The sequence below is a fragment of the Microbulbifer sp. genome (assembly GCF_036563125.1).
Taxonomy (GTDB): domain Bacteria; phylum Pseudomonadota; class Gammaproteobacteria; order Pseudomonadales; family Cellvibrionaceae; genus Microbulbifer.
The window spans coordinates 1-22651 of record NZ_DATCMV010000038.1 but is presented as its reverse complement, the minus strand read 5'-3'; the positions used below and the strand labels follow the sequence as shown (position 1 = coordinate 22651).

25 protein-coding genes are annotated in these 22651 nt (G+C 58.1%); 8 read left to right on the top strand and 17 right to left on the bottom strand.

Annotated features, from left to right (window positions below):
* Positions 1 to 55: 55 nt before the first annotated feature.
* Together znuC and VIL80_RS03110 are read left to right on the top strand one after the other, a co-directional pair.
* The gene (gene znuC, locus VIL80_RS03115) at positions 56 to 877 is read left to right on the top strand and encodes a zinc ABC transporter ATP-binding protein ZnuC (RefSeq protein ID WP_332034719.1); all 822 of its coding nucleotides are present in this window, start codon (positions 56 to 58) and stop codon (positions 875 to 877) included.
* On the top strand, positions 874 to 1680 hold the full coding sequence (locus tag VIL80_RS03110; RefSeq protein WP_332034698.1) for an iron chelate uptake ABC transporter family permease subunit: 807 nt from the start codon (positions 874 to 876) through the stop codon (positions 1678 to 1680). Before znuC ends, VIL80_RS03110 begins: the two co-directional genes overlap by 4 nt.
* Before the next feature lie 176 nt (positions 1681 to 1856).
* On the opposite strand, the gene VIL80_RS03105 is transcribed toward VIL80_RS03110, so the two are convergent.
* The 8 genes from VIL80_RS03105 to VIL80_RS03070 all read right to left on the bottom strand — a co-directional run bounded on the left by VIL80_RS03105 (position 1857) and on the right by VIL80_RS03070 (position 7663).
* Positions 1857 to 2036 (bottom strand): hypothetical protein, encoded by a 180-nt coding sequence (locus VIL80_RS03105; protein ID WP_332034697.1) that lies wholly within the window; start codon positions 2034 to 2036, stop codon positions 1857 to 1859.
* Between the two features lie 26 nt (positions 2037 to 2062).
* Entirely contained in the window at positions 2063 to 2272 is a 210-nt protein-coding gene (locus tag VIL80_RS03100; protein ID WP_332034696.1) for a hypothetical protein, read from the bottom strand.
* Between the two features lie 142 nt (positions 2273 to 2414).
* On the bottom strand, positions 2415 to 3206 hold the full coding sequence (locus VIL80_RS03095; protein ID WP_332034695.1) for a CPBP family intramembrane glutamic endopeptidase: 792 nt from the start codon (positions 3204 to 3206) through the stop codon (positions 2415 to 2417).
* 121 nt (positions 3207 to 3327) lie between these two features.
* Positions 3328 to 3996: an SCO family protein gene (locus tag VIL80_RS03090; protein ID WP_332034694.1), complete on the bottom strand. Its 669-nt coding sequence runs from the start codon at positions 3994 to 3996 to the stop codon at positions 3328 to 3330.
* Positions 3997 to 3998: 2 nt separating this feature from the next.
* Positions 3999 to 4907 (bottom strand): heme o synthase, encoded by a 909-nt coding sequence (gene cyoE, locus VIL80_RS03085; protein ID WP_332034693.1) that lies wholly within the window; start codon positions 4905 to 4907, stop codon positions 3999 to 4001.
* A gap of 52 nt (positions 4908 to 4959) precedes the next feature.
* Positions 4960 to 6012 (bottom strand): COX15/CtaA family protein, encoded by a 1053-nt coding sequence (locus VIL80_RS03080; protein WP_332034692.1) that lies wholly within the window; start codon positions 6010 to 6012, stop codon positions 4960 to 4962.
* 53 nt (positions 6013 to 6065) lie between these two features.
* Positions 6066 to 6557: a redox-active disulfide-containing membrane protein gene (locus tag VIL80_RS03075; RefSeq protein WP_332034691.1), complete on the bottom strand. Its 492-nt coding sequence runs from the start codon at positions 6555 to 6557 to the stop codon at positions 6066 to 6068.
* 269 nt (positions 6558 to 6826) lie between these two features.
* Complete coding sequence (locus VIL80_RS03070; RefSeq protein WP_332034690.1) at positions 6827 to 7663, bottom strand: SURF1 family protein; 837 nt, start codon at positions 7661 to 7663, stop codon at positions 6827 to 6829.
* Between the two features lie 33 nt (positions 7664 to 7696).
* On the opposite strand from VIL80_RS03070, the gene VIL80_RS03065 reads away from it, so the two are divergent.
* The gene (locus VIL80_RS03065; protein ID WP_332034689.1) at positions 7697 to 7921 is read left to right on the top strand and encodes a DUF2909 domain-containing protein; all 225 of its coding nucleotides are present in this window, start codon (positions 7697 to 7699) and stop codon (positions 7919 to 7921) included.
* Positions 7922 to 7977: 56 nt separating this feature from the next.
* Here VIL80_RS03065 and VIL80_RS03060 read toward each other — a convergent pair whose 3' ends face one another.
* Genes VIL80_RS03060 through coxB form a run of 4 tightly spaced genes read right to left on the bottom strand, consistent with a single transcriptional unit; the run spans position 7978 to position 12245 of the window.
* On the bottom strand, positions 7978 to 8868 hold the full coding sequence (locus tag VIL80_RS03060; protein ID WP_332034688.1) for a cytochrome c oxidase subunit 3: 891 nt from the start codon (positions 8866 to 8868) through the stop codon (positions 7978 to 7980).
* Between the two features lie 42 nt (positions 8869 to 8910).
* Positions 8911 to 9480 (bottom strand): cytochrome c oxidase assembly protein, encoded by a 570-nt coding sequence (locus VIL80_RS03055; RefSeq protein WP_332034687.1) that lies wholly within the window; start codon positions 9478 to 9480, stop codon positions 8911 to 8913.
* 29 nt (positions 9481 to 9509) lie between these two features.
* Positions 9510 to 11060, bottom strand: a complete 1551-nt coding sequence (gene ctaD, locus VIL80_RS03050; protein ID WP_332034686.1) for a cytochrome c oxidase subunit I — start codon at positions 11058 to 11060, stop codon at positions 9510 to 9512.
* Between the two features lie 24 nt (positions 11061 to 11084).
* The gene (coxB, locus tag VIL80_RS03045; protein ID WP_332034685.1) at positions 11085 to 12245 is read right to left on the bottom strand and encodes a cytochrome c oxidase subunit II; all 1161 of its coding nucleotides are present in this window, start codon (positions 12243 to 12245) and stop codon (positions 11085 to 11087) included.
* A gap of 70 nt (positions 12246 to 12315) precedes the next feature.
* Here coxB and VIL80_RS03040 point away from each other — a divergent pair, with 70 nt between their 5' ends.
* The 3 genes from VIL80_RS03040 to VIL80_RS03030 all read left to right on the top strand — a co-directional run bounded on the left by VIL80_RS03040 (position 12316) and on the right by VIL80_RS03030 (position 14871).
* Positions 12316 to 12465: a hypothetical protein gene (locus VIL80_RS03040; protein WP_332034684.1), complete on the top strand. Its 150-nt coding sequence runs from the start codon at positions 12316 to 12318 to the stop codon at positions 12463 to 12465.
* Between the two features lie 295 nt (positions 12466 to 12760).
* Positions 12761 to 14035, top strand: a complete 1275-nt coding sequence (locus VIL80_RS03035) for an MATE family efflux transporter (RefSeq protein WP_332034683.1) — start codon at positions 12761 to 12763, stop codon at positions 14033 to 14035.
* A 176-nt stretch (positions 14036 to 14211) separates the two neighbouring features.
* The gene (locus VIL80_RS03030) at positions 14212 to 14871 is read left to right on the top strand and encodes a hypothetical protein (RefSeq protein ID WP_332034682.1); all 660 of its coding nucleotides are present in this window, start codon (positions 14212 to 14214) and stop codon (positions 14869 to 14871) included.
* 59 nt (positions 14872 to 14930) lie between these two features.
* On the opposite strand, the gene VIL80_RS03025 is transcribed toward VIL80_RS03030, so the two are convergent.
* Genes VIL80_RS03025 through VIL80_RS03015 form a run of 3 tightly spaced genes read right to left on the bottom strand, consistent with a single transcriptional unit; the run spans position 14931 to position 18114 of the window.
* The gene (locus VIL80_RS03025; protein ID WP_332034681.1) at positions 14931 to 15737 is read right to left on the bottom strand and encodes a hypothetical protein; all 807 of its coding nucleotides are present in this window, start codon (positions 15735 to 15737) and stop codon (positions 14931 to 14933) included.
* A gap of 19 nt (positions 15738 to 15756) precedes the next feature.
* Complete coding sequence (locus VIL80_RS03020) at positions 15757 to 16026, bottom strand: YheV family putative zinc ribbon protein (protein WP_332034680.1); 270 nt, start codon at positions 16024 to 16026, stop codon at positions 15757 to 15759.
* Positions 16027 to 16065: 39 nt separating this feature from the next.
* Entirely contained in the window at positions 16066 to 18114 is a 2049-nt protein-coding gene (locus VIL80_RS03015) for a M3 family metallopeptidase (protein ID WP_332034679.1), read from the bottom strand.
* Positions 18115 to 18233: 119 nt separating this feature from the next.
* Between VIL80_RS03015 and VIL80_RS03010 the strand changes: the two genes are divergently transcribed.
* A complete protein-coding gene (locus VIL80_RS03010; protein WP_527250100.1) occupies positions 18234 to 18806 on the top strand; it encodes a gamma carbonic anhydrase family protein in 573 nt (190 codons plus the stop codon).
* A 199-nt stretch (positions 18807 to 19005) separates the two neighbouring features.
* Positions 19006 to 19845, top strand: coding sequence for a helix-turn-helix transcriptional regulator (locus VIL80_RS03005; protein ID WP_332034678.1), 840 nt, complete (start codon positions 19006 to 19008; stop codon positions 19843 to 19845).
* A gap of 112 nt (positions 19846 to 19957) precedes the next feature.
* Here the strand turns inward: VIL80_RS03005 and VIL80_RS03000 are convergent, their stop codons facing one another.
* Entirely contained in the window at positions 19958 to 21373 is a 1416-nt protein-coding gene (locus VIL80_RS03000) for an NAD(P)/FAD-dependent oxidoreductase (protein ID WP_332034677.1), read from the bottom strand.
* A 39-nt stretch (positions 21374 to 21412) separates the two neighbouring features.
* On the bottom strand, positions 21413 to 22651 hold a 1239-nt coding region (locus VIL80_RS02995; protein WP_332034676.1), incomplete at its 5' end, for a TonB-dependent receptor domain-containing protein.

Here is a 22651-nt window from a genome sequence, read left to right as displayed (position 1 = left end):
TCGCCAGCCGAAATCACCCATCCTTTTCACCCGTTCACCCGATCTGGAGTCTCCCCTGAGCGCATCCGCACCGCTTATCCGCGCCCACAATATCGGCCTGGAAATCGCCGGGCGGCAGCTGCTGCGGGATATTTCCCTGGAGCTGCAGCCGGCGGAAATTGTCACCGTCATCGGCCCCAACGGCGCCGGTAAAACCACCCTGCTGCGCCTGCTGCTGGGTTTGACCAGGCCCACCTCTGGCACGGTGGAGCGTCGCCCCGGTCTGCGCCTTGGCTATATGCCCCAGCGCCTGCAGATCGACGCGACCATGCCGATGACCGTGGGCCGTTTCCTGCAACTGGGGATCGATGGGGTCAAGGTGGCGGACGCCCTCGCGCGGGTGGGCGCGATGCAACTCGCTGGGGCGCGCCTCGCGGACCTGTCCGGCGGCGAAATGCAGCGGGTACTGCTGGCACGGGCCGCCGCGCGCAAACCACAACTGCTGGTGCTGGACGAACCAACCCAGGGCGTGGATGTTGGCGGACAGAGCGAGGTGTACCAGTTGATCGCACAGCTGCGCGACGAACTGCACTGCGGTGTGCTGCTGGTCTCCCACGACCTGCACCTGGTGATGGCGGCCACCGATCGCGTGCTGTGCGTCAACCAGCACATCTGCTGCCACGGCCACCCGGAACAGGTGAGCAAGGATCCGGTGTACCTGGAAATGTTCGGCGACAAGCTCGCGCTCTACACCCACCAGCACAATCACCACCATGACCTGAGCGGCGAGGTGGTGGACGACGGTGTATGTTCCCACGGCCACGATCACCAGCACTCCCACGGGCACCATAACACCCCACACAGCACCGCAGACAAACCGGATCAGGACGCACCGTGAACGAATTTTCCCAGCTGCTGCACAGCCAGTTTCTCTGGTTCGCCCTCGCCGCCGGATTGCTGGTGGCCCTGGTTAGCGGCCCACTGGGCTGCTTCGCGGTGTGGCGGCGCATGGCCTATTTCGGCGATACCCTCGCCCACTCAGCGCTGCTCGGCGTGACCCTGGGTTTTGTGCTGCATATCCAGCCCACCGTCGCGGTGGGCGCCACCAGCTGCCTGCTGGCACTGTTGCTGGTGTACTTCCACCGCCACCGGAACCTGTCGGTGGATACCCTGCTGGGAATTCTCTCCCACTCCATGCTCGCGCTGGGGATCGTCACCGTGAGCCTGCTGAATATCAATGTGGACCTGCTGTCACTGCTGCTCGGCGACCTGCTCGCGGTCTCCGGCCGCGACCTGATCCTGATGGCGGCCGCCGCAATGGTAATTGCCCTGCTGCTGTGGCGACTGTGGCCGAAGCTGCTGGCGTTTACCCTGCACGAAGAACTGGCGGCGGTGGAAGGCGTGAAAATCGAACGCGTGCGCCTGGCACTGATGCTGATGCTGGCACTGCTGATCGCGATTGCCATGAAAGTGGTGGGCGTACTGCTGATCACCGCGCTGCTGATCATTCCCGCGGCCACCGCGCGACGGATATCCTCAACCCCCGAGCAGATGGCCGGCTTTGCGTCATTGATCGGCTGTGTATCGGTACTTCTCGGTCTCGCCGCCTCGGTGATCTGGGACAGCCCGGCGGGGCCGTCCATCGTGCTGGCGGCGGGCAGTCTCTTTATGCTCGGCCAACTGCGCACCGCACGGGACTGAAGCGTTAAATCAGTGTCCGCTATGCCGGTGTGACCTGCGCCGCCCCCGGACATGCCGCGGCGGCTTAACCGGCTCGCACCCCGCTCGATGGAATGCATACACCGTCAGACCGATTCCGATCAGCATCAGCACGAAGACAGCCACGCCCACATACAGGATCAGTTTGTCGGACATGGTTACTCGCCACGCGCCAGCAGCGCAGAAACTTTGACGTAAATGCCGAAACAGAGAATGCTCGGAGTCCACAGGGCGGTGAACACGCCCTGTTCACGATAGCCGTTGAACCAGAGGTAGCTGGACAAGGCAAATGAGATGGCAACTGCGAGAAAGATAAATAGGTCGGATAACCGAAACATTTGGCGGTCCCTCGCCCCAGAGAGTGTTAGTTCTGCCAGAACCCGATAGCGGCAAGCAGCAGACCGGCAATCGCGCAGGTCGCCGGTATACGCAGGCCAGGCACGCCAAACACCGTGATCAGCGAGGGTTCCCATCCAAACAGACCAGCGATGAACCAGATAGCCCAGGGCAGAGCCAACACGATGCCCAGATACCCCAGATAACGCCGCCCGAACACCCGTCGTCTAAAGCCCATCATTCCCCGCTTGAACGTTCAGTCCCAGCAGATTTTTTTGCCACCATTCGGTCTCTTTCCAGACTAGCCCATGGCAACCGAGATCGCCGAGTTGCAGGCGGGCATCGATACCCATGGCACCAGCTGCGACGGCGGACCGATATCACCCGGGGTATGGCAGGAGGGTCATATGCAACAGGTTCACGCCCCAGTGGGTGAGTACGCAGGCCCAGAAGCTTCCGCGCAACTGCCACACCAGTGCGTAACCCAGGCCCGCGACACCAACAAGCGCCAGTAGCGCTGGTGACGCGGCCCAGCCGGTATGCAGGCTGGTGAAAACTGCGGCAACCATCAGCATGCCCACCCATTTCCATTTTTTCAGGCAGGTATCCAGGCCGCGCTGCAGCACCCAGCGGAAAAACCCCTCTTCCGCTATACACACCACCAACAGGTTGATCACTGCAGCGATGGCGATCGTGGCATTGAGCTTGGGATCGACGCCGATCAGGATTGCGCCGGCAACAATCGGCACAGCAATGACCGCAAGTATCAGCGGCAGGTCTGCGCGCTTTAGCGGCTGTGGCCGCATCAGCATGAACAACACAATGGTCAGGGCGATTACCGCCTTTGCCGGGCGGAAGCTCGCGTAAATCGTATTGCCGTCGGCATCACTATAAGGCGGCAATACGGTGATGTGGGTATTGTCGGGAACCACACCGCTGTTCACCACCAACATCAGAAGACCGGTGATGGAAAAACTCACGGCTTTTTTCCAGCGCGCGGTATTTTCAATCGCCACCAATCCGAGCCAGATGGCTGGCGCGAATACGCCAACCCAACCGAAGGGGATGGCGAGCAGGCAAAGGAAGGCAGCGGGCAGCCACAGGCTTTTGTTGTCGAACGGCGCCGCCGCGTGAATTACCGGCGCGCCCTGCTGGACGTTAAGCGAAAACATAGAAATTCCATTTTCGTATTGAATTGGTTGCGGACACCATCTTAGCGCCAGCGATGCGTGATTTCAGTGTTGGTTGTCCGCGGTGAGACTTGTATCCATAAAACGACTAGAAATTCCGTTTCTAGCCGTTGAAGGTCGCACGCATCGAACGATAAGTCAGTTTCATTTTCGCGGGATCGAGGGGTGCCTTGAAGAAGCCGTGGTAGTGACCGCGCGGATTGATCAGTACCACTTGCGAGCCGTGGTCGACGGTGTAATTGCCATCTTCCAGCGGCACCTTGCTGAACGGAACATTCAGCTGATTGGCAAAGCGTTTGAGGTTGAGAAACTCACCAGTGACCGCGGAAAATTCCGGATTAAAGTAGCGCACATAGTTGTGCAACTGCTGTGGCTGGTCCCGTTGCGGATCAACCGACACCAGCAATATATCGGTGTCTTTGCGTGTTTCCTCATCCAGGGTCTGGTAAAAACTGTTCAGCGTCGACAAGGTGGTTGGACACACATCCGGACAATGTGTAAAACCGAAAAACACCAGGGTCCAGCGGCCCGTCATTTGGGTTGTCTTGAATACATCGCCGGTGTCTGCAAGCAACTCGAACTCATCCACAATCCGTGGGCGCTCCAGCTTGATGGCACCATTGGCGCGCAGTTCCGAATCCGTAATGACCCGCGGCTGCCCCATCTTGTGCAGAAAGCCCGCAAGCACCGCCAGCATAAACAGCACCATCACTGCGACGGTAATAAAAATACCGCGCTTCTGCTCGCTGGAGTGTTGTACGTTTTCGCTCATTGTCACACTCCGCTGGTCGGCAATGCGACCAGGTAGTGGTCCAGTAGCATGATGCAAAAAAGTGCCATCAGGTAAACGATGGAGTACTTGAAGGTTTCCATCCCCGCCTTGGGATTCTTGCCGCGTAACATTTCCACGGACCAGTACAGAAAACCGATACCGAGCACTACTGCACCGAGCAGATACAGCCAGCCAAGCATGGCCGTGGCAAACGGCAACAGGCTCACCGCAAACAGGATGATGGTATACAGCAGGATATGGATCTTGGTGTACCGGACCCCGTGGGTAATCGGCAGCATGGGAATTTCCGCCTTGGCGTAATCATCCCGGCGGTGCACCGCCAGTGCCCAGAAGTGCGGGGGCGTCCACGCAAAAATGATCAGCGCCAGTAACAGCCCATGGCCGTGAATATCGCCGGTGACCGCGACCCAGCCGAGCAATGGTGGCGCGGCACCTGCGAGACCACCAATCACAATATTTTGCGGTGTAGCGCGCTTTAAAAACATGGTGTAGACCACCGCATAGCCCAGCAGCGAAAACAGCGTGAGCCAGGCGGTCAGCACATTCACGAACGCGATGAGAATGGCCATGCCGATACAACCCAGAACCAGCGCAAACAACAGCGCCTTTTGCGGCTCGACGCGCCCGCGGGCGACGGGGCGATTGGTGGTGCGGGCCATTTTGATATCGATGTGACGGTCAACCAGGTGATTGACCGCGGCCGCGGAACCGGCGCAAAGGGCGATACCGAGATTACCCAGCAACAGAATATCCAGCGGCACCATACCCGGCACCGCGAGCAGCATACCGATCACCGAAGTGAGGATCATCAGCATCACCACCCGCGGTTTGGTGAGCTCATAGTAGTCGCGCCAGCCGGCACGTTGAACACTAACTGCCTGAGTACTCATGATGACACCTCGTTGTGATTGTTATTTTTTCCAAAATCCATTTGGCACTTTTCTACGAATAATTTTTTATTGCCGGTTGAACCGTGTTAATGCGATAACAAAATGTCAGCAGGCTCAATAACAACAGCGCAGCGCCGGCATTGTGTGCCACAGCTATCGGCAGTGGTAACGACAGCACCACGTTGGCAATTCCCAGAGCCACCTGTAAACCCAGCACGGCGAGCAGGCCCTGGGCCCATCGCGGCGAACCCGCCTGCCATGCACGCAAGGCCACCAGGCATACCAGCAAGCTGACAATGATGGCGCCTATGCGGTGAGTGATATGGATTGCGGTGCGGGCATCGCTTTCCAGCGCGCCGCCTAGGTAGTTCGGGCCTATCTGTTGGGCAACATTGAAGCCCTGGCTGAAGTCAGCCGCGGGCCACCATTGATTGTGGCAGGTGGGGAAATCCGGGCAGGCCAGCGCTGCATAGTTGGAGCTGGTCCAGCCGCCGAGGGCGATTTGCAGGGCAACGGCGACTACGGCGGCCACAGCCAACGGGCGGAGATTCTGCAATGCGGCAAACTCGTGCGGTGGTATTAGTCGCCGGCGGTAGCGAAGCCTTTCCGCCAGCATCCACAGTACCGCCAGCGTGGCCATACCGCCCAGCAAGTGTGCGGTAACGACCTGTGGCCAAAGCTTGAGTGTGACCGTCCACATGCCAAATGCTGCCTGCAGCAGGATAATGCTGAGCAGTATGTGGCTCTGGTAAAAACCGCGGTGGCCGCGACGGCGCCAGAACATGTAAGTAAGCCCAACCACCAGCAACATCAGAGTGCCGGCGAAATAGCGGTGCACCATCTCCGGCCATGTTTTATCGGTTTCTACCGGCGCATGCGGGAAAGCCTGATTTGCGGCTTCAATTTCATGGCTTTCCGTGGGCCACGTGAGATGACCATAACATCCGGGCCAGTCAGGACAACCGAGCCCGGCGTGGGACAAGCGGGTAAACGCACCGAGCACAACCACCACCAGCGCAAGTCCGGTGCCTATAAGCGCGAGGCGAAAGCGCCAGTCCTTCTTGTAGTTTTTTCTGAGTTCGGTGATATCGGATTCCACATCCATTGCGCTCTCTCCCGGCTATTCGACTCCGCTTTCGCGCGGCTATTTTTCTGACCTTATTTTTCGTAGGAGTACTTCAGTAGTCGCTTGATGTCTTTCAGCAACTGATTACCAGTGTGGCGATTATCGTAAACCATCATGGCAAAACCGTTTTGGTCCACCAGCAGAGCACTGGGGCGCCCCAGTTCCGGGTGATCGCTGCTTGCGAGCCAGCGGTCCAGCTGCACGCGGTCGGCAGTGGCAAAGCGCAGGCGTGGATGTTCGGCTCTCATTTCTTGGTGGCGCTGCTCACTCAGGGCCTCGGCAGTCACCAACATGCGTTCTACCCGATGCGCCTTGTCACCCAGGCGGATATGTACCTGGCGGGTGGTGTAGAGCAACTTTTCGCATTCACCACCACACTGCTCGCCACCCAGGATCAGGTAGCGCCATCTCGGCTCTTCATTCGCGAACAGGACCTTGTCGCCATTGGCGGACGAGAGTTCGATATCTGCAATATTTCTTGCGGGTGTCAGTAATTCACCCTCGTTGATGGTGTGTGTCGGCATTCCGACGCCGGTATAGAACACGAGATACGCGGCCAACATCGGCACCGCAACTGCACTGAAAACGGCAATTCCCGCCCAGCGACTGAGCCTGCCCCCCCGGCCCTGCGCGGTCCCATTGACCTGCTCGGTAGCCCGGGCTGTTACCGGTTGAATATGTTCTGCCACGACGTCTGCCTCGCTACGGCACCGCGCACTCCGGTTCGCACCTTGCAGTTGTAAAACAAACTGCGGAATGACCAGCTGCAGTGCCCGTTATTGTTATGAATTGATTATGTCTCTTTCGCCGATTTTTTAAACCACTTTTCTCGAACCAATTGCCGGGCATTGGTCGCGGCCAACAGCCACAGCACCACAAGGGCTGCGGCCATGGAAAACCACTGCAGTGCGTAACCACGATGTTTTTGCGGGTCTACATTGACGAGCGGCCAATCGGTCTGCAGCGCAGTGTCCGAGTCGGCGCTCAAGCGAATATGCCACGATGCTCTGCTGAGGTTCAGGTTTTCGGTGAGGGCGCTGTCCAGCCGCTGAATCCGGCTGTGGGGCACAATAGGGGATGGCCGCTCCGCAACCTGCTTTGCTGCGCCCGTCGGGTAAAGGAAGCCTGTTACGACTTTGGCCGCGAGCGGATAGGCAACATGCGGCAATTCGCTGCGCGCTGCCACTGCGGGAAGCCAGCCACGATTGATGAGCCAACGGGTTTTGTCCGCGCTACTTCCGCTTTCAAAAACCTGCAGTATTTCGTAGCCGACACGGCCGTTGCGGGTACGGTTGTCGAGGTAGAAGTACTCGTCGGTATAGAAGCCAAGCAGGCGCACCGGGGTGTAGGTTTGCGGCTGTTGCAGGTCGGATATTTTGACTGGCTGGCTGCTCAGGCGAGCATCAATATTGTCGAGAATCTGCTGCTTCTCATGGGCACGCTGCAACTGCCAGTTGCCGAGTCCTAGCAGTAAGGGAAAAAAACACCAACAGAGGATGCTGAGTGGCCAGCTGCGGATAAATGCTACACTGGCTGCTCGCGATGGTTCTCCGGTATCCGTGGAGTGTACTGCGGTCCCGCTGGGTAATACTTTGTCGCGCAATGCCTGCGACTTTCTGGGAGCTGTCATGCCAATAAGTACTTCTATAAATGGCGTTTTATTATGTGGCTAAAAGCAATAATTGTGTTGTTGTTTCTCGCCGTGCTGGCCAGCCTGACCAGCGCCCTGTTTTTTCTGTTGCGCGACATGGGTGCACCAGAATCCAAGCGCACACTCTACGCACTGGGCATTCGTATCACGCTCGCCGCGCTGTTGTTACTCGCTATCTGGTACGGGTTTTACAGCGGCATTCTTTCCAATACCGCGCCCTGGGCTGAAAAGTATTGAGTTTGACCTCTATATCCAGAGGATGCGCATCAGCGCACCCTCTAGATATCAATAGTTCACGCACCCAGTACGTAGACAAAAATAAACAGCCCGACCCACACCACGTCTACAAAGTGCCAGTACCAGCTGGCCGCTTCAAAGCCGAAATGGTCGTTAGGCTTAAAATGATGCGCGATCACCGAGCGCAATAGCATGATCAGCAGCATTATGGTGCCAAGGGTTACGTGGGCGCCGTGGAAGCCGGTGAGCATAAAGAAAGTGGTGCCGTAAATGCCGGACTCCAGGGTAAGGCCAAGGTGCTGGTAGGCTTCGAAATACTCCTCCACCTGGAAGAACAGGAATGCGGCACCGAGAAGGACAGTGATGCCCAGCCAAATATTGAAGCCCTGGCGCTTGTTCTTTTTCAGAAAAACATGGGCGATGTGCACGGTGACGCTGGAGGCCAGCAGCAGCACGGTATTTAGCAACGGCAGGTGCCACGGATCGATGATGCCTTTGGGGCCAAGCACCTTGGCGGCGTCACCACTCACCGCCTGATCGGGGGTCACCATCAGCGGCCAGGTGTTCTGGAAGCCTTCCCACAGCATGTTGGATGATCCACGACCGCCCTCGCCACCGAGCCACGGTAGTGTAAAGGTCCGGATGTAGTACAGCGCACCGAAAAAGGCGGCGAAGAACATGACTTCCGAGAAAATGAACCAGCCCATCCCCCACACATAAGAGCGCTTCAACTGATCGCTGTTGAGCCCCTGCATGTTTTCCCTGATGACCGCGGCGAACCAGAACCACAACACCGTGGCCATGGCGAGGGCGCCGGCGAAGAAAATATACGAGCTGCCACCATTGACCCAGTTGGCGGCACCGAAGGCCGTCAAAAAAATACCAATAGTGGCGAAGATCGGCAGCCGGGACTGCTCGGGAACATAGTAGCTGCTTTCGGTGGCCATAATTAATTATCCCTCTCGCTTGGTGCCTTTCTCAAATTGGGCTCAAATTGGGGAGGCATCCGCTTTCTTGTTTTGTGTCTGTTGCGCTATCCGGTCCGTGACATCAAACAGCGTGTAGGAGAGCGTTATGGTGTTCACACCGGCCGGCAGGTCCGGGTCGACGATAAAACGAAGACCCAGCTCGGCCGTTTCGCCAGCGGCGAGCGTCTGCTGGTTGAAGCAGAAGCACTCGGTCTTGTGAAAATAGTTGGCGGCCTTGAATGGCACCAGGCTGGGAATTGCCTGGCCGACCATATCGCGATCGGTCGGGTTGTGTGCGTGGAATACCGTATCCACGGCTTCGCCCGGGTGCACCTTCAGCTCCACCACCCCGGGCTTGAATTCCCAGGGCATATTTTCGTTATTGCTGGCAACGAACTGCACTTTCACAGTCCGCTCTTTATTTACTGTTGCGGGAACAGCTTCGTAGCGACCGCCGGTTTTGCCATTGAGGCCGGTAATTTCACAAAAGGCATCGTACAGCGGCGGCATGACGAACAGCGCAAACCCGAGCATGCTGACCGCGAGGGTCAGTAGCTTGGCGGTAGTTTTTGCGTTTGCGCTCATTGCCATGTCTGGTGCCACCTGTTCCGCTTAGGGTTTTACCGCACCACCGGCGGTGTGCTGAAGGTGTGGTATGGAGCCGGTGAAGGCACAGTCCACTCCAGCCCCTGCGGGTTTTCCCATACTTCATCCGTCGCTTTGCTGCCGCCACGCACGGTGCGAATCACATTGAACAAAAAGACCAGTTGCGCGGCGCCAAACAGGAAGGCACCCACACTGGCAATCTGGTTGAAGTCCGCGAACTGCAAGGCGTAGTCGGGAATACGCCGCGGCATGCCCGCGAGCCCTACAAAGTGCATCGGGAAGAAAGTGATATTGAGGCCGATAAATGCCAGCCAGAAATGCACTTTGCCCATGGTCTCGTTGTACATGTGGCCGGTCCATTTCGGCAGCCAGTAGTACACCCCGGCGGTGATTGAGAAAATCGCACCGGGCACCAGCACATAGTGGAAGTGCGCCACCACGAAGTAGGTGTCGTGATACTGGAAGTCCGCCGGGGCAATCGCCAGCATCAGGCCGGAGAATCCGCCCAGGGTAAACAGGATCACGAACGCGATGGAGAACAGCATCGGGGTTTCAAAGGTCATCGATCCACGGAACATGGTGGTGACCCAGTTGAACACCTTCACCCCGGTGGGTACGGCGATCAGCATGGTGGCGTACATGAAGAACAGCTCACCGGCGATGGGCATGCCCACCGTGAACATGTGGTGCGCCCACACGATAAAGCTCAGGAAGGCGATACTCGCGGTGGCGTACACCATCGAGCTGTAGCCGAACAGCGGTTTGCGCGCGAAGGTGGGAATGATCGCCGACACGATACCGAACGCCGGCAGGATCATGATGTACACCTCGGGGTGGCCGAAGAACCAGAACACATGCTGGAACAGTACCGGGTCACCACCACCGGCGGCGCTGAAGAAGCTGGTTCCGAAGTGGATATCCATCAGCATCATGGTTACCACACCCGCTAGCACCGGCATTACCGCAATCAACAGGTAGGCAGTTATCAACCAGGTCCACACGAACAGCGGCATCTTCATCAGGGTCATACCCGGGGCGCGCATATTCAAAATGGTGGCGACGATGTTGATCGCTCCCATGATGGAGGACGCACCCATGATGTGAATGGAGAAGATAAAAAAAGTTACGCTCGGCGGCGCGTACTCGGTGGACAACGGTGCGTAGAAAGTCCAACCGAAATTCGGAGCACCGCCCTCCATGAACAGAGTGGATGCCAGCATCGCGAACGCGAAAGGCAGAATCCAGAAACTCCAGTTGTTCATGCGCGGCAGTGCCATATCCGGAGCACCGATCATCATCGGTACCATCCAGTTGGCGAGCCCCACGAACGCGGGCATCACCGCACCGAACACCATGATCAGGCCGTGCATGGTGGTCATCTGGTTGAAGAATTCCGGCTGCACAATTTGCAGGCCGGGCTGGAAAAGTTCGGCGCGGATAACCAGCGCCATGCATCCGCCAAGCAGGAACATCGCAAAACTGAACCACAGGTACATCGAGCCGATGTCCTTGTGGTTAGTAGTGTAGAGCCAGCGGGTAAAACCGGGTTTCGGACCGTGTGCCATAACTAAACTCCTCTCGGCTCCTGCTTACTTATTCTTGAAATTGAGAATGTCGATGGGCTGCACGGTGTCGCCCATATTGTTACCGAAAGCGTTGCGCTGGTAGGTAATGACCGCGGCGAGATCGACCTCACTCAGCTGTGCGCCGAATGCCTGCATCGCCGGGTTTTTCGCCGAGCCATTCACCACCATGCTCAGGTGGCCATCCATTCCGCCGGTCGCCACCTTGGAGCCAGCAATGGCCGGGAAGGCACCGGGCACGCCCTGGCCATTTGGCTGATGGCAGGCAGCACAGGTGCTGGCGTAGACTTTTTTACCGCGCTCGTAGAGTTCGTCGAAAGTAAAGGTCTTGTTGGTCAGCTCCTTGACGCGTGCAGCAGCAGCAGCGCGGTCATTCAACCAGGAATGGTATTCGTCTTCCGGTACTGCCTTGACCACAATGGGCATGAATCCGTGGTCCTTGCCGCAGAGTTCCGCACACTGTCCGCGGTAGAGGCCCGGCTCGTCGATACGGGTCCAGGATTCATTCACGAAACCGGGGATCGCGTCTTTTTTAACCGCCAGGTCCGGTACCCACCAGGCGTGGATCACGTCGTTGGCAGTAATCAGGAAACGGATTTTTTTGTTTACTGGCACCACCAGAGGTTCGTCCACTTCCAGCAGGTAGTGATCGCTCTTCGGCTGTTGGTTACTGATTTGTGCGTGGGGAGTAGCGAGATTGGAGAAGAAGGAGACATCGGCCCCCAGGTAGTCATATTTCCACTTCCACTGGTAGCCGGTGATCATGATGTCGAGATCGGCTTCCTTGGTGTCGTAGATATCGTAGAGGGTTTTGGTGGCGGGAATCGCCATGCCGATAAGAATCAGGGTGGGAACTATGGTCCAGGCAAGCTCCACCAGGGTGCTTTCGTGAAATTGTGCCGCCTGGTATCCCTTGCTCTTGCGGTGACGCCACATGCTGTAGAACATCACCCCGAACACCACAATACCGATCGCCACGCAGATCCAGAAAATCAGCATGTGCAGATCGTAAGTGGTACGGGAAACCTCGGTTACCCCCTGGGTCATATTGACCCCCCATCGCTCCACACTCTCACCAGTTTCCTGCGCAGTTTCCTGGGCAAGAATTCCCGGTGCGATGGCCGAGAGGGTCAGGAAGGCGAACAGCCGTTTGAAGCCCATCAACATCGCCTGCAGATCTCCATGTTTGTTATTCTCGCGAGCCGCTTTCCTGCGGTCACAATGCTGCGGCCGTACCATGCAGAAACTGCATGATGTACCCGGTCGCGGCACGCTAACCAACAAGATAGCAAAACCCTGTGACAGCCGTTGGCTGCCCGGAGGACTGGAGTCTGCCCCGATCGACGATCGGGAAATATCCACACACGAAAATGTGGACATGCTGTAGTAAACCAAGACTACATACACTGTTCGCACAACCGGGGAAGGCCGCAGCTGCGCGATACTGCTGTCAGTGCAACTTGTTATTTTTACTTCAGATGTCGTCGCCCGGAAGGTACAACCAACAACCTGTGTCTTTCTGTCGCATCTAGCACTGACCAAAAGAAACACATCACCAGAAAAAAGTCAATTCACCGCCAGACTGCATGAAAAAATTTGAGGCGTTTTTGCGCCCCCGCCCACGTAGAATTTCGCGCCGCGCCTCCACTCCCTACACAAGGGTCTGGTATCTCGCCTGGCCCATGATCCTTAGCAACATTACTGTGCCACTTCTCGGCGCAGTGGATACCGCAGTGCTCGGGCACCTGCCCAGCCCGGAATATCTTTCCGGCGTCGCCATTGGCGCGAGTGTGATTTCCATGTTGTTGTGGGCCTTCGGTTTTCTGCGTATGGGAACCACCGGATTGGTGGCGCGGGCAGACGACAGCGGCGCGCGCTGGCTGCTGCGCTCGCTGTGTCTCGCCGGTGTGCTGGGTATCCTGTTGTTGCTACTGGCTTCGCCATTGCTGCCGTTGATCACCCGCTGGATGAATGCCAGCGCCGAAGCCGCTCCCCACGCCAGCGATTACCTGCAGATCCGCCTGCTGAGCGCACCCTTCGCACTGGCGAACTTCGCCCTGCTGGGTTTTTTCATCGGCCGTCAGGATAGCCGGGGCCCGCTCGCCATTCTGGTCACGGCCAATCTGCTGAATATCCTGCTGGACCTGCTGCTGATCCTGGGACTTGGCATGGGTGCACGGGGCGCAGCCTGGGCCTCGGTGTGCGCAGACCTGTGCAGTATCGCGCTGGGCTGGTGGTTACTGGGTAGACGCCACGGCGACACGCGGCGTGAAATGGCCGTGGTGTTCCAGGCGCCGGATTTCTGGCCGTGGCGCAGCGCTGCTCCCTGGCGGGAACTGCTGCACATCAACAGCGACCTCTTCTTCCGCACCTGCCTGCTGCTGTTTACCCTGACATTTTTCACTGCCCAAGGCGCCGCTCTGGGTGACACCGTGCTGGCCGCCAACGCGATTCTGCTGCAGCTTCTGATGATGACTTCTTACGCCCTGGATGGTTTTGCGCACGCCACCGAATCTCTGGTGGGGCGCGCGGTCGGGCGCGGCTCCACAGCGCAGTTCCGGCGTACCACCACCGCTGCCGGTGTCTGGGCGCTGGGGTCGGCCCTGCTGATTACACTGGTGCTAATTTCTGGGAGGGCGTGGATATTGCCGCTGTTCACGAGCATTCCGGCGGTATTGAATGCGGCAGACGCGTTTTATCCCTGGCTCTGCGCCCTGCCATTGATTGCGGTTTGGAGCTATCAGCTGGACGGAGTTTTTATCGGCGCCGGCAAGAGCCGGCAGATGCGTGACACCATGTTCATCGCAACTGTGATGGTGTTTTTACCCTGCTGGTGGATTACCCGACATTTTGATAATGCTGGCATCTGGCTCAGCCTTTTTTTGTGGTTTGTCGCACGCTCCGCCGGATTGATGGTCTATTTTTATAACTACACTAAAAACAACAATTGGCTGTAATTGGAGCTACGACAGATTCCTCTTCCAACGTTAAGCAGTCTTGTCCGCCCTATTGGACGCGGCCCATCTTCAGGCCATCGCGGGGGTCCAGCAGGCACTGATCGGCCCGGGAAAAAGTGGGTCGAGCACGCAGACAAAGAAACGGGGAGGCGGTTTCGCCGTATTCGTTTTGATGAATGTCTGACCATTACCAACTGATCCAACAGTGCATCGACCGCGCAGTAGCCGCGGAACGAGCCAGGGGCCGATTCCGGCGCTCCCTGCATGACACCCTGCCCAACTTGCACCGCAGTATCCAGTTACCGCAGAGGGATGCGCCGCTGCATATTACCTGTTTCGTGATCCGCTATATTCAGGTGATTCCCGCCTGGCTGCAGCGCATGGAGCAGCTGTGCCAGGCCGGAGGTCTCGATTTTTATCCTGTGCGTGAACTCATCCTGCACAGCTTCAGCGAAATTCCCGAGCGTCAGCCGTACGAACACGGCCTCGGCTCGATCCTCGATGAGGCCTATCTGGCCCACCGTACAATGGAGGAAATCAACGACCTGCTGCAGGCCCTGTGCGGCACCCCGCTATTACCTATGGATCCGCTGGTAGCGAATCTGGTGGTGCGCGAACTGCTGGGTGAAACGCTGGGATGTCAGCTGGATGATCTCACCGGCGTACTGCTGCAGCGGTTTGCGCCGGCGGAACTCGATTCCGCGAGACTGGTTTCGATGATTCTGTACAAGCAGCGCTACGACGATGCCCCGGGCGAGTGGCCGGACTTTGCCAGCCACATGCAGATTGCCCTGCGCACGCCAAGCATCGCGCAACAGGTCGACCTGTCCCATTGATTGCAGTGGCCGGGAAATCGCCCGCAAGCTTCTGCAAGTTATCCTGCCATCCCCGGTAATCAGTGTTGGACTATGAGTCGCCAGTTACTAAAAAAATCTACCTCTCCCTGCAACAGTGCGCGATTGAGATCGTCCGCCTGCCGGTGGAGCGTTTTATTGTAAAAATACAGGCTGCCGCCGCGCAGGGTGAACCCCTTGGGGTTATCTGTCAGAAGTTGGTAAAAGGTTTCCTGTCGCTCTAGATACTGCAATACCCGGCTCTTGCTGAATTGCCCCTTGCGGTATTTTGCGAAAATGGACTCCTGCAGCTGGCGCTCGGTGAGTGCGCGCGCCTCCGCTGAAATCCGGCTGGCGTCCAACAGGCTTTTCACATCTGCCTGCAGATCCTCGAGATAGCGGTCAGCGGCTTCCGCGGCGATCTTGGTGCGGTAAATTGCTTTTTTTCGCCGCTCCTGGAACCGTCCACTCTTGGCGGTTTCCAGGCTCCAGATTTCCTTTTTCGCCATCTCGGTGAGCGGCCGGAAAATGGTGCGGTGCTGGCGATTGGAATTGACCGTGAGCCGCTCACAAACTTCCAGGGCACCCTGCCAGTCTGCAAACGGCTTTTCCACACCCACCGATTCGGGCAGTGCTGCCACCCGCTGTTTCAGGCGGCGCTCTTCAACATCCAGCTGCCCGGGGTTACTTTCCCAGTCGTTGGCCTGCAGCGCAAATAGCGATAGCAGGCCCTGGTTCACACAGCGTGAAATCAGATAGGCGGTGTGCGCCTGCTGCTGCTCGCGCATCTTGCGGTAGTGGTCGAGGCCGTAAAAGCCGGCAATAACGAGCACGATCGCCACCGCGATCAACGAATAAAGTTTCTTCAAGGGAATCCGTTTCTGTGGATTATTTTTTGTTACCCGTCCCACCGGACGGCAGCAGTATTTTTACTGCGGTTTCCTCCACTTCCCTGTCGGCGGTCTGATTTACGCGGGTATCCAGTTCCCGCGGTGAGGCCTGTAAGCGGATTTCATCCTTAAAGCCACACGCCACACATTCGCGATAATTTTTATCGCCCAGTTTGTAATTGACGATCTTGTCCATTTCGCTGCAGCGCGGACACACCGCGCCAGCAATAAACCGACGCTTTACGGGTTTTTCAAATTCTTCGCTCAAGGTCTACCTCTATAAAAACCTGATTAGCCTGATCCCGATTCACTCGATACCGGAGTGACGCAGCAGCGCGTCTATTTTAGGGCTGCGGCCGCGAAATTCTGTGAACAAGTCCTGCGCATCGCGACTGCCCCCCTGCTCCAGTATCGTGGCGAGAAATTTTTTGCCGGTTTCCGAATCGAAGATGCCCTTTTCCTCAAACAGGGAAAAGGCATCCGCACTCAGCACTTCCGCCCACTTGTAGCTGTAGTAGCCCGCCGCGTAACCACCGGCAAAGATATGGCTGAAACTGTGCTGGAAGCGGTTTTCCGGCGATATCGGCACCACCGAAACCTGGGAGCGCACATCGTTGACCAGCCGCTGGATTTCTTCGGCATTGGCACCTTCGGGGCGCGAGTGCAGCAGAAAATCGAACAGGGCAAATTCCAGCTGACGTACAGTAAACATGGCGGACTGGAAATTTTTCGCCGCGAGCATTTTATCCAGCAGTGCCTGCGGCAATGGCTCGCCGGTCTTGTAGTGCCCGGAAATCATGGCCAGCGCCTCCGGCTCCCAGCACCAGTTTTCCAGAAACTGGCTGGGCAGCTCCACCGCATCCCAGGCCACGCCATTGATGCCGGACACCGCCGCCACATCCACCTGGGTGAGCATATGGTGCAGGCCGTGGCCGAACTCGTGGAACAGGGTGGTGACCTCGTAGTGGGTCAGCAGCGCAGGGGCATCCTTCGATGGACTACTGAAGTTACACACAAGGTAGGCCACCGGCAACTGCAGTCCGGCCATGGTCCGGCGGCGCACGCGGGCGTCATCCATCCAGGCGCCACCGCGCTTGTTTTCCCGCGCATAGGGGTCCAGGTAGAAGCCGGCGATCGGCTCGCCGCCACGCTTCACCCAGTAGAAGTGCACATCTGCGTGGTAGGTGGCGACGGAGACATCCCGCTCTGCGGTCACCCCAAACAGCTTTTCCGCCACCGCGAACAGGCCCTGCAGCACCTTCGGGTATGGGAAATACGGGCGCAACTCCTCCTCACTGACTGCATAGCGGGACTGCTTGAGCTTTTCCGCAGCCCAATGGGTGTCCCAGGGCTGCAAATGCTCGATGCCGAGCTCTGCGGCAGCAAACGCCTGCAGCTCCGCGAATTCTTTGGCCGCCGCGGGTCGCGCGCGCTTGGCCAGGTCCCACAAGAAGGTTTCCACCTCCTCCGGGTCCCTGGCCATCTTGCTCGCCAGCGAGCGCTCGGCGTAGTTTTTCATCCCCAGCAGGTGGGCCTGTTCCGCACGCAGGGCGAGAATTTCCGCCATCACATTGGCGTTGTCGAATTCACCGCCGTTTGGCCCCACATCGGATGCGCGGGTGATATAGGCGGTGGACATCTTGCGGCGCAGCTCGCGATTGTTGGCATGGGTCATCACCGCGAGGAAACACGGGCCATCCAGGGTCAGCAGCCAGCCCGTCTTGCCTTTCGACTCCGCCAGCGCCCGGGCGCTGGCGAGTGCCGTCTGGGGAATCCCGGCCAGCTCGGACTCGTCCTCGATTTGCAGGGTCCAGGCCTTGGTGGCATCGAGGACGTTGTTGGCAAAGGTGCTTTTCAGTTCTGCCAGGCGTTTGCTGATGGTGGCGAAACGCTCCCGTGCGGCACCTTCGAGGCTCACCCCGCCGAGGTGCATATCCCGCAACCCGTGGCGCACCGCCTGCTGGCGCGCGTGGGGCCAGCTGGCAAATTCTGGCGATTTCGCCAACGCGCGATACACCGCGTATAGCGCCGGGTCCTGCCCTACTTCGGTCCAGTACTCGGTGACTTTTGCCAGGCACGCCTCATAGGGCGCACGCCAGTCGCCGCTCAACACACTATTGAGGTGGGAAACCGGGTTGTACGCCTTGCCCAGCTGGTCCTGCACTTCTTCGAGCGGCGCCAGGGTTCCCTCCCAGGTGGGATTGTCGCCGGCATTCTCCAGGCTATTTCTCAGCTGTTCGCGGCATTTGTAGATCAGTTCGACGATTGCCGGCTCTGCAAACTGCGGCTGGATGCGGTCGAAAGGCGGCAGTACGTGGGACTCTAACAGCGGGTTGGACCACAGCGTGTCGGACATGGGCATTCCTTGTCGGTAGACGGATACAAAAAACAAACGTAACCCCGAGTCCGCGGACGCAGCCGGCGGGGTTAACATATGCGCTGTATTTTAGTGGATTGCCATTCCGGAGGTCAGCCTTGTCCACAAACGCCCCCGCCGAAACCCCAAATCCCAACCTGCGTGAACACCGCGGCCACGCGCCGAAACTCGGCGCCCGCGTGTTCATCGACCCGATGAGTGCTGTCATTGGCGACGTAGAGCTGGGTGACGACTGCTCCGTTTGGCCCATGACCGTGATCCGCGGCGACATGCACCGGGTGCGCATCGGCGCGCGCACCAGTGTGCAGGACGGTTCCGTGCTGCACATCACCCATGCCAGTGCATTCAACGAGGGCGGCTGGCCGCTCACCATCGGCGAAGATGTCACCATCGGCCACAAGGCCTGCCTGCACGGCTGTACCGTGGGCAATCGGGTATTGATCGGCATCGGTTCGATCGTGCTCGACGGCGCGGTGATCGAGGATGAGGTGGTACTCGCCGCCGGCGCGCTGGTACCGCCGGGCAAGCGACTGGAAAGTGGTTACCTTTACGTGGGCTCACCGGCCAAACAGGCGCGCCCGCTGTCGGAAAAAGAGCGCAAATTCTTTACCTACACCGCGGGAAATTACGTCAAGCTGAAGGACGAATATCTAGAGCGCGACATCACCTGACAACCAGCTGTCGTTCGCGAAAATAATGGGAAAATTCCCTCGCAAAATGGCCCGCTTTGACAACCTATAAAGCGGGCTTTTTTGTTAAAATTTTTCGCAAGATTTTGTGCTCATTTGCCCACCGCGGGCAACCGGAACAGGGTACCCAAAAACCAGGTTTTCGAAGCACGATTGCCCTGCTATTTTTCGGTTGTTTTCTATGAGCATCACTTCAGACCTCACCAGCTGGCACCAGTGCGTGGCCAACCTGCTCGACAGCGAATCCGACTCGCAACGCATCTACGAACTTTTGCGCGGCGCCGAATCACTGGTGCGCGGCAACAGCAGCATGGCCATTCTTTACCCCGCTGGTGGTGTACCTGAGGTCACCCACCATCGCCTGCTCGCCAATGAACAGCCGAGCGCACAGGTTGACCGCTATGTGGAGTGCGCCTATCTGCTCGACCCCTTTTACCGGGCCGCAATGGATGAACAGCGGGAAGGTTTTTTTCTGCTGCGCGAAGTCGCCCCGGATGCGTTCACGCAGACCGAATATTTCCGCATGTATTACCGCGAAGCCAATCTCGGCGATGAGGCGTGCTACCTGGTGCGTGGTGAGGACGGAGTTATTGCCAGCCTTTCCATCGGACGCGCATCGGATCTGGGCGGCGGTCGATTTTCTGCGCAGGAGGTATCCCTGCTGCGATCATTGCTACCGCTGATTGAGAATGTATTGCGCAAATGGATACGCAACCATAACCGTGCGGAGATGCAGCAAGAATCGTTTGGCAAGCGACTGGAAAATGCGCTGGAAAATTTCGGCAGCTCGCTGCTGACCAATCGCGAGTGCGAGGTGCTGCATATGACTATGCGCGGACATTCCATCAAGTCGATGGCGGAAAAACTCGATGCCAGTGTCGATACGATCAAAACACACCGCAAACACATTTACGCCAAGCTCGATGTGACGTCGCAGTCGGAACTGTTTTATCTGTTCATCAGCGCGCTCCGCCATCATTCCGGTGTCGATCCCGACCCTCTCACCAGCCTGGAAAAATAGTCTGCCGCACAAAAAAGCCCGCGCTTGGTTGCTCCGGCAAGGGTGTTGCTGTAGCGACGGCGCGGGCAAATGTCCACAAGACAGGAACAATCAATACAACAGGAATAACTGACTATTTCTGGGTGATGGGGAAGCCCATCTTTTCCACCATACGTACCCACGGGATGCGCCAACCGCGCTTCTCATCCAGGGTGTCCAGCGCATACATGGTGATCTTGGCACCGATCCAGCGAAAAGGTTCCGGCGGAATAAACGCCGGCTGCGAGCAGGCAAATTTCAGTGCGCGCTCGGGGACTTTCTTGTCGTCGAGGATTGCCAGCGCCACACGTGCGCCAAAGCGCGTCGCGGTAACGCCGAATCCCGAATAGCCGCCGGCATACAGCATTTTGCCGCCGAGGTAATGCTGATAATGCACCGCCATACGCGTGGTCAGCGCAATCGGGCCACTCCAGGCATGGCTGAATCGCATACCGCGCAGTGTCGGGAAGGTGCGATAGAAATTCTCGATCAGCCGTACATAGGGTTCCGGCGTCTTGTCGTCTTCCGGGTCGGTGTTGTTACCAAAGAAATAATCCAGACGGCCACCGAACAGGATGCGGTTGTCCGCGGTCAGGCGCATGTAGTTCAGCTGGGTGCGGGTATCGTAAATACCCTGGCGATTCTGCCAGCCGATGGACGCCAGCTGCTCTGCGCTGAGCGGCTCGGTCACCACGATACGGTCGCGAATGGCGGCGACGCGATTGCGGATTTTTTTATTGCCGGACGCAAACGCATTGGTGGCGAGCAACACCTTGTTGGCCTGGATACGCCCCTTCGGAGTTTTCACCAGCACACCGCATTTGCTTTTGGCATTGCTGACCATGGGCGTGTTTTCGTAAATCTTCACGCCCAGTTCCATGGCAACACGCTTCAGCCCCCAGGCGAGTTTGGCCGGGTGCACGGTACCGCTGCGTTTTTTCGACCACATGCCGCCGTTGAACAGCGGCGATTTTACTTCCTGTTGCACGGCATCTCGGTCCAGCAGATGCGCATCGTGGCCGTAGTGGCGATACAGTTTGAACTCTTTTTCGATGTCCTCGATGCCCTCGTCGCCGATGGCGACGGTCAGTTCACCGCCCCACTCCAGGTCGCACTGGATGCCGTAGCGCTCGATGGTTTCGCGGAACCCGTCCAGGTTTTCCTTGCCCAGTTTTTCCAGCGCTTCCATGTCGTCTGGAAACAGTCGCTGCGCGTTGGACAGGCCGTGCATGACGGAGGTGGACAGGATCGCCGCCGGGCGCCCGGAGGCGCCGATGGCGATGCTGCTCGCTTCGATCAGCACCACGTTGCGTTCCGGATTCGCTTCCTTGGCCTGGACTGCCGCCCACAGCCCGGTAAATCCGCCACCGATAATCAGCAGGTCGCATTCCAGCGGTCGCTGCAGTGCGGGCTCATCGCGCGGACGCTCCGGCGAATCCAGCCAGTAGGGAAAGTAGGTCGTTTTCTGTAACGCTTCCAGGGCATCTGCCCTGATCAGTTCATCACACATGATTGCCTCTTCATCGCCGCGTTGTCGCAGGCGCGATCGTTAGAACAGGTTGTAGCGCACAGACAGGCCGAAGGTGGTCGGCATCTGGCGATAGAAAGAGCGACCGGCAAAGCTGGAGAAGGCGTAGGTCTCCGCGCTGCTGTCCTCGATGTTTTTGATCCAGCCACTCACCAGCCAGCGCTCATCCATAGCGCTCAGGGTCGCTTCCGCATCCCAGGAATGCACCGGGCCCGACAGGGCGTTGTCATCGGCGAGCTGCGCGGTCATTTCATCGCTGTAGGTGTAGCTGGTCTGCAGGCGCAGGTTGTAGTCGTTGAGCGGCAGGTCGTAGGCCAGCAGGCTGTTGTAGCTCCACTCCGGTGCCTGCGACAGGGTGGCACCGGCGGGCAGTGCGCCGGCCAGCGCGTCCACGAACAACTGGTTCACGCCGTCGGCGCCGTCATTTGTCGCCGGGTCGGCAACGATGCCGCGCATATCCGCGGTGGTCGGCGCCTTGGTGACCTTGCTATCGAGATACGCCACACCCGCCATCACGGTCAGGTTGTCGGTGGGCAGCCAGTGCAGGTCCAGCTCGAAACCGTTGGTTTTGGACTCGGGTACATTAACCAGGGTGGTATCCGCCACCGGGAATTCCAGGTAGTTGCTGAAATCGTCGACGATGATGGTCACCAGCGACTGGCGATCGGTGTAGTCGAGGCTGAACAGCGCACCGTTCAGCTGCATGGAGGAATCAAACAGGGTGGCCTTGAAACCCATCTCGAAGGACAGCACTTTTTCCGGCTCGACATAGGCCCAGCTGGCATCGTCGAGAATGGCCGCACCGTAGTAGGCGCCGGCCTTGTAGCTGTTGGCCACATTGGCGTACAGCAGCAGGTCATCGTTCAGCTGCCAGTCGAGACCGAGCTTGCCGGTGACCGCGCTCTCGCTGCTGCTGTCGTGCAGTTCGGCGATCACATCGTTGAACGAGTCAACGTCATCGTGGTTGGTGGAGATGCCATCAAAGCTGCGCTTGTCGGCGCTGTAGCGGATGCCCGCGATCAGGTTCACCGAGTCATTCAGCGCGGTTTCAGTATGCAGATAGGCACCCCAGGATTTGGTGACCTGTTCATAGTCGGCACTCAGCAGATCCCAGCCCTGCGCGGAAATGTCCGCGGTATCGAGCTCGAAGTTGGTGGCGACGGAATCGGTGACGAAGAACGAATCGTCGAACATGTCGGACACGGTCACCGTGTCTTCCGAGATGTTCACCCCGGCAACCCAGGTGGTGGCGCCGTCGCC

What these genes read in the sequence shown, in the direction of transcription:
- VIL80_RS03100 (WP_332034696.1), bottom strand. Translation starts at nt 2,272, where the DNA reads ATGGGCTTTAGACGACGGGTGTTCGGGCGGCGTTATCTGGGGTATCTG.
- VIL80_RS03000 (WP_332034677.1), bottom strand. Translation starts at nt 21,373, where the DNA reads ATGTGTGATGAACTGATCAGGGCAGATGCCCTGGAAGCGTTACAGAAA.
- coxB (WP_332034685.1), bottom strand. Translation starts at nt 12,245, where the DNA reads ATGTTGATGGGCTTCAAACGGCTGTTCGCCTTCCTGACCCTCTCGGCC.
- VIL80_RS03090 (WP_332034694.1), bottom strand. Translation starts at nt 3,996, where the DNA reads ATGAGCGAAAACGTACAACACTCCAGCGAGCAGAAGCGCGGTATTTTT.
- VIL80_RS03030 (WP_332034682.1), top strand. Translation starts at nt 14,212, where the DNA reads ATGTCTGACCATTACCAACTGATCCAACAGTGCATCGACCGCGCAGTA.
- VIL80_RS03015 (WP_332034679.1), bottom strand. Translation starts at nt 18,114, where the DNA reads ATGTCCGACACGCTGTGGTCCAACCCGCTGTTAGAGTCCCACGTACTG.
- VIL80_RS03105 (WP_332034697.1), bottom strand. Translation starts at nt 2,036, where the DNA reads ATGTTTCGGTTATCCGACCTATTTATCTTTCTCGCAGTTGCCATCTCA.
- VIL80_RS03005 (WP_332034678.1), top strand. Translation starts at nt 19,006, where the DNA reads ATGAGCATCACTTCAGACCTCACCAGCTGGCACCAGTGCGTGGCCAAC.
- VIL80_RS03035 (WP_332034683.1), top strand. Translation starts at nt 12,761, where the DNA reads ATGATCCTTAGCAACATTACTGTGCCACTTCTCGGCGCAGTGGATACC.
- VIL80_RS03065 (WP_332034689.1), top strand. Translation starts at nt 7,697, where the DNA reads ATGTGGCTAAAAGCAATAATTGTGTTGTTGTTTCTCGCCGTGCTGGCC.
- VIL80_RS03070 (WP_332034690.1), bottom strand. Translation starts at nt 7,663, where the DNA reads ATGACAGCTCCCAGAAAGTCGCAGGCATTGCGCGACAAAGTATTACCC.
- cyoE (WP_332034693.1), bottom strand. Translation starts at nt 4,907, where the DNA reads ATGAGTACTCAGGCAGTTAGTGTTCAACGTGCCGGCTGGCGCGACTAC.
- VIL80_RS03080 (WP_332034692.1), bottom strand. Translation starts at nt 6,012, where the DNA reads ATGGATGTGGAATCCGATATCACCGAACTCAGAAAAAACTACAAGAAG.
- ctaD (WP_332034686.1), bottom strand. Translation starts at nt 11,060, where the DNA reads ATGGCACACGGTCCGAAACCCGGTTTTACCCGCTGGCTCTACACTACT.
- VIL80_RS03075 (WP_332034691.1), bottom strand. Translation starts at nt 6,557, where the DNA reads ATGCCGACACACACCATCAACGAGGGTGAATTACTGACACCCGCAAGA.
- VIL80_RS03055 (WP_332034687.1), bottom strand. Translation starts at nt 9,480, where the DNA reads ATGGCAATGAGCGCAAACGCAAAAACTACCGCCAAGCTACTGACCCTC.
- VIL80_RS03040 (WP_332034684.1), top strand. Translation starts at nt 12,316, where the DNA reads ATGCAGAAACTGCATGATGTACCCGGTCGCGGCACGCTAACCAACAAG.
- VIL80_RS03060 (WP_332034688.1), bottom strand. Translation starts at nt 8,868, where the DNA reads ATGGCCACCGAAAGCAGCTACTATGTTCCCGAGCAGTCCCGGCTGCCG.
- VIL80_RS03095 (WP_332034695.1), bottom strand. Translation starts at nt 3,206, where the DNA reads ATGTTTTCGCTTAACGTCCAGCAGGGCGCGCCGGTAATTCACGCGGCG.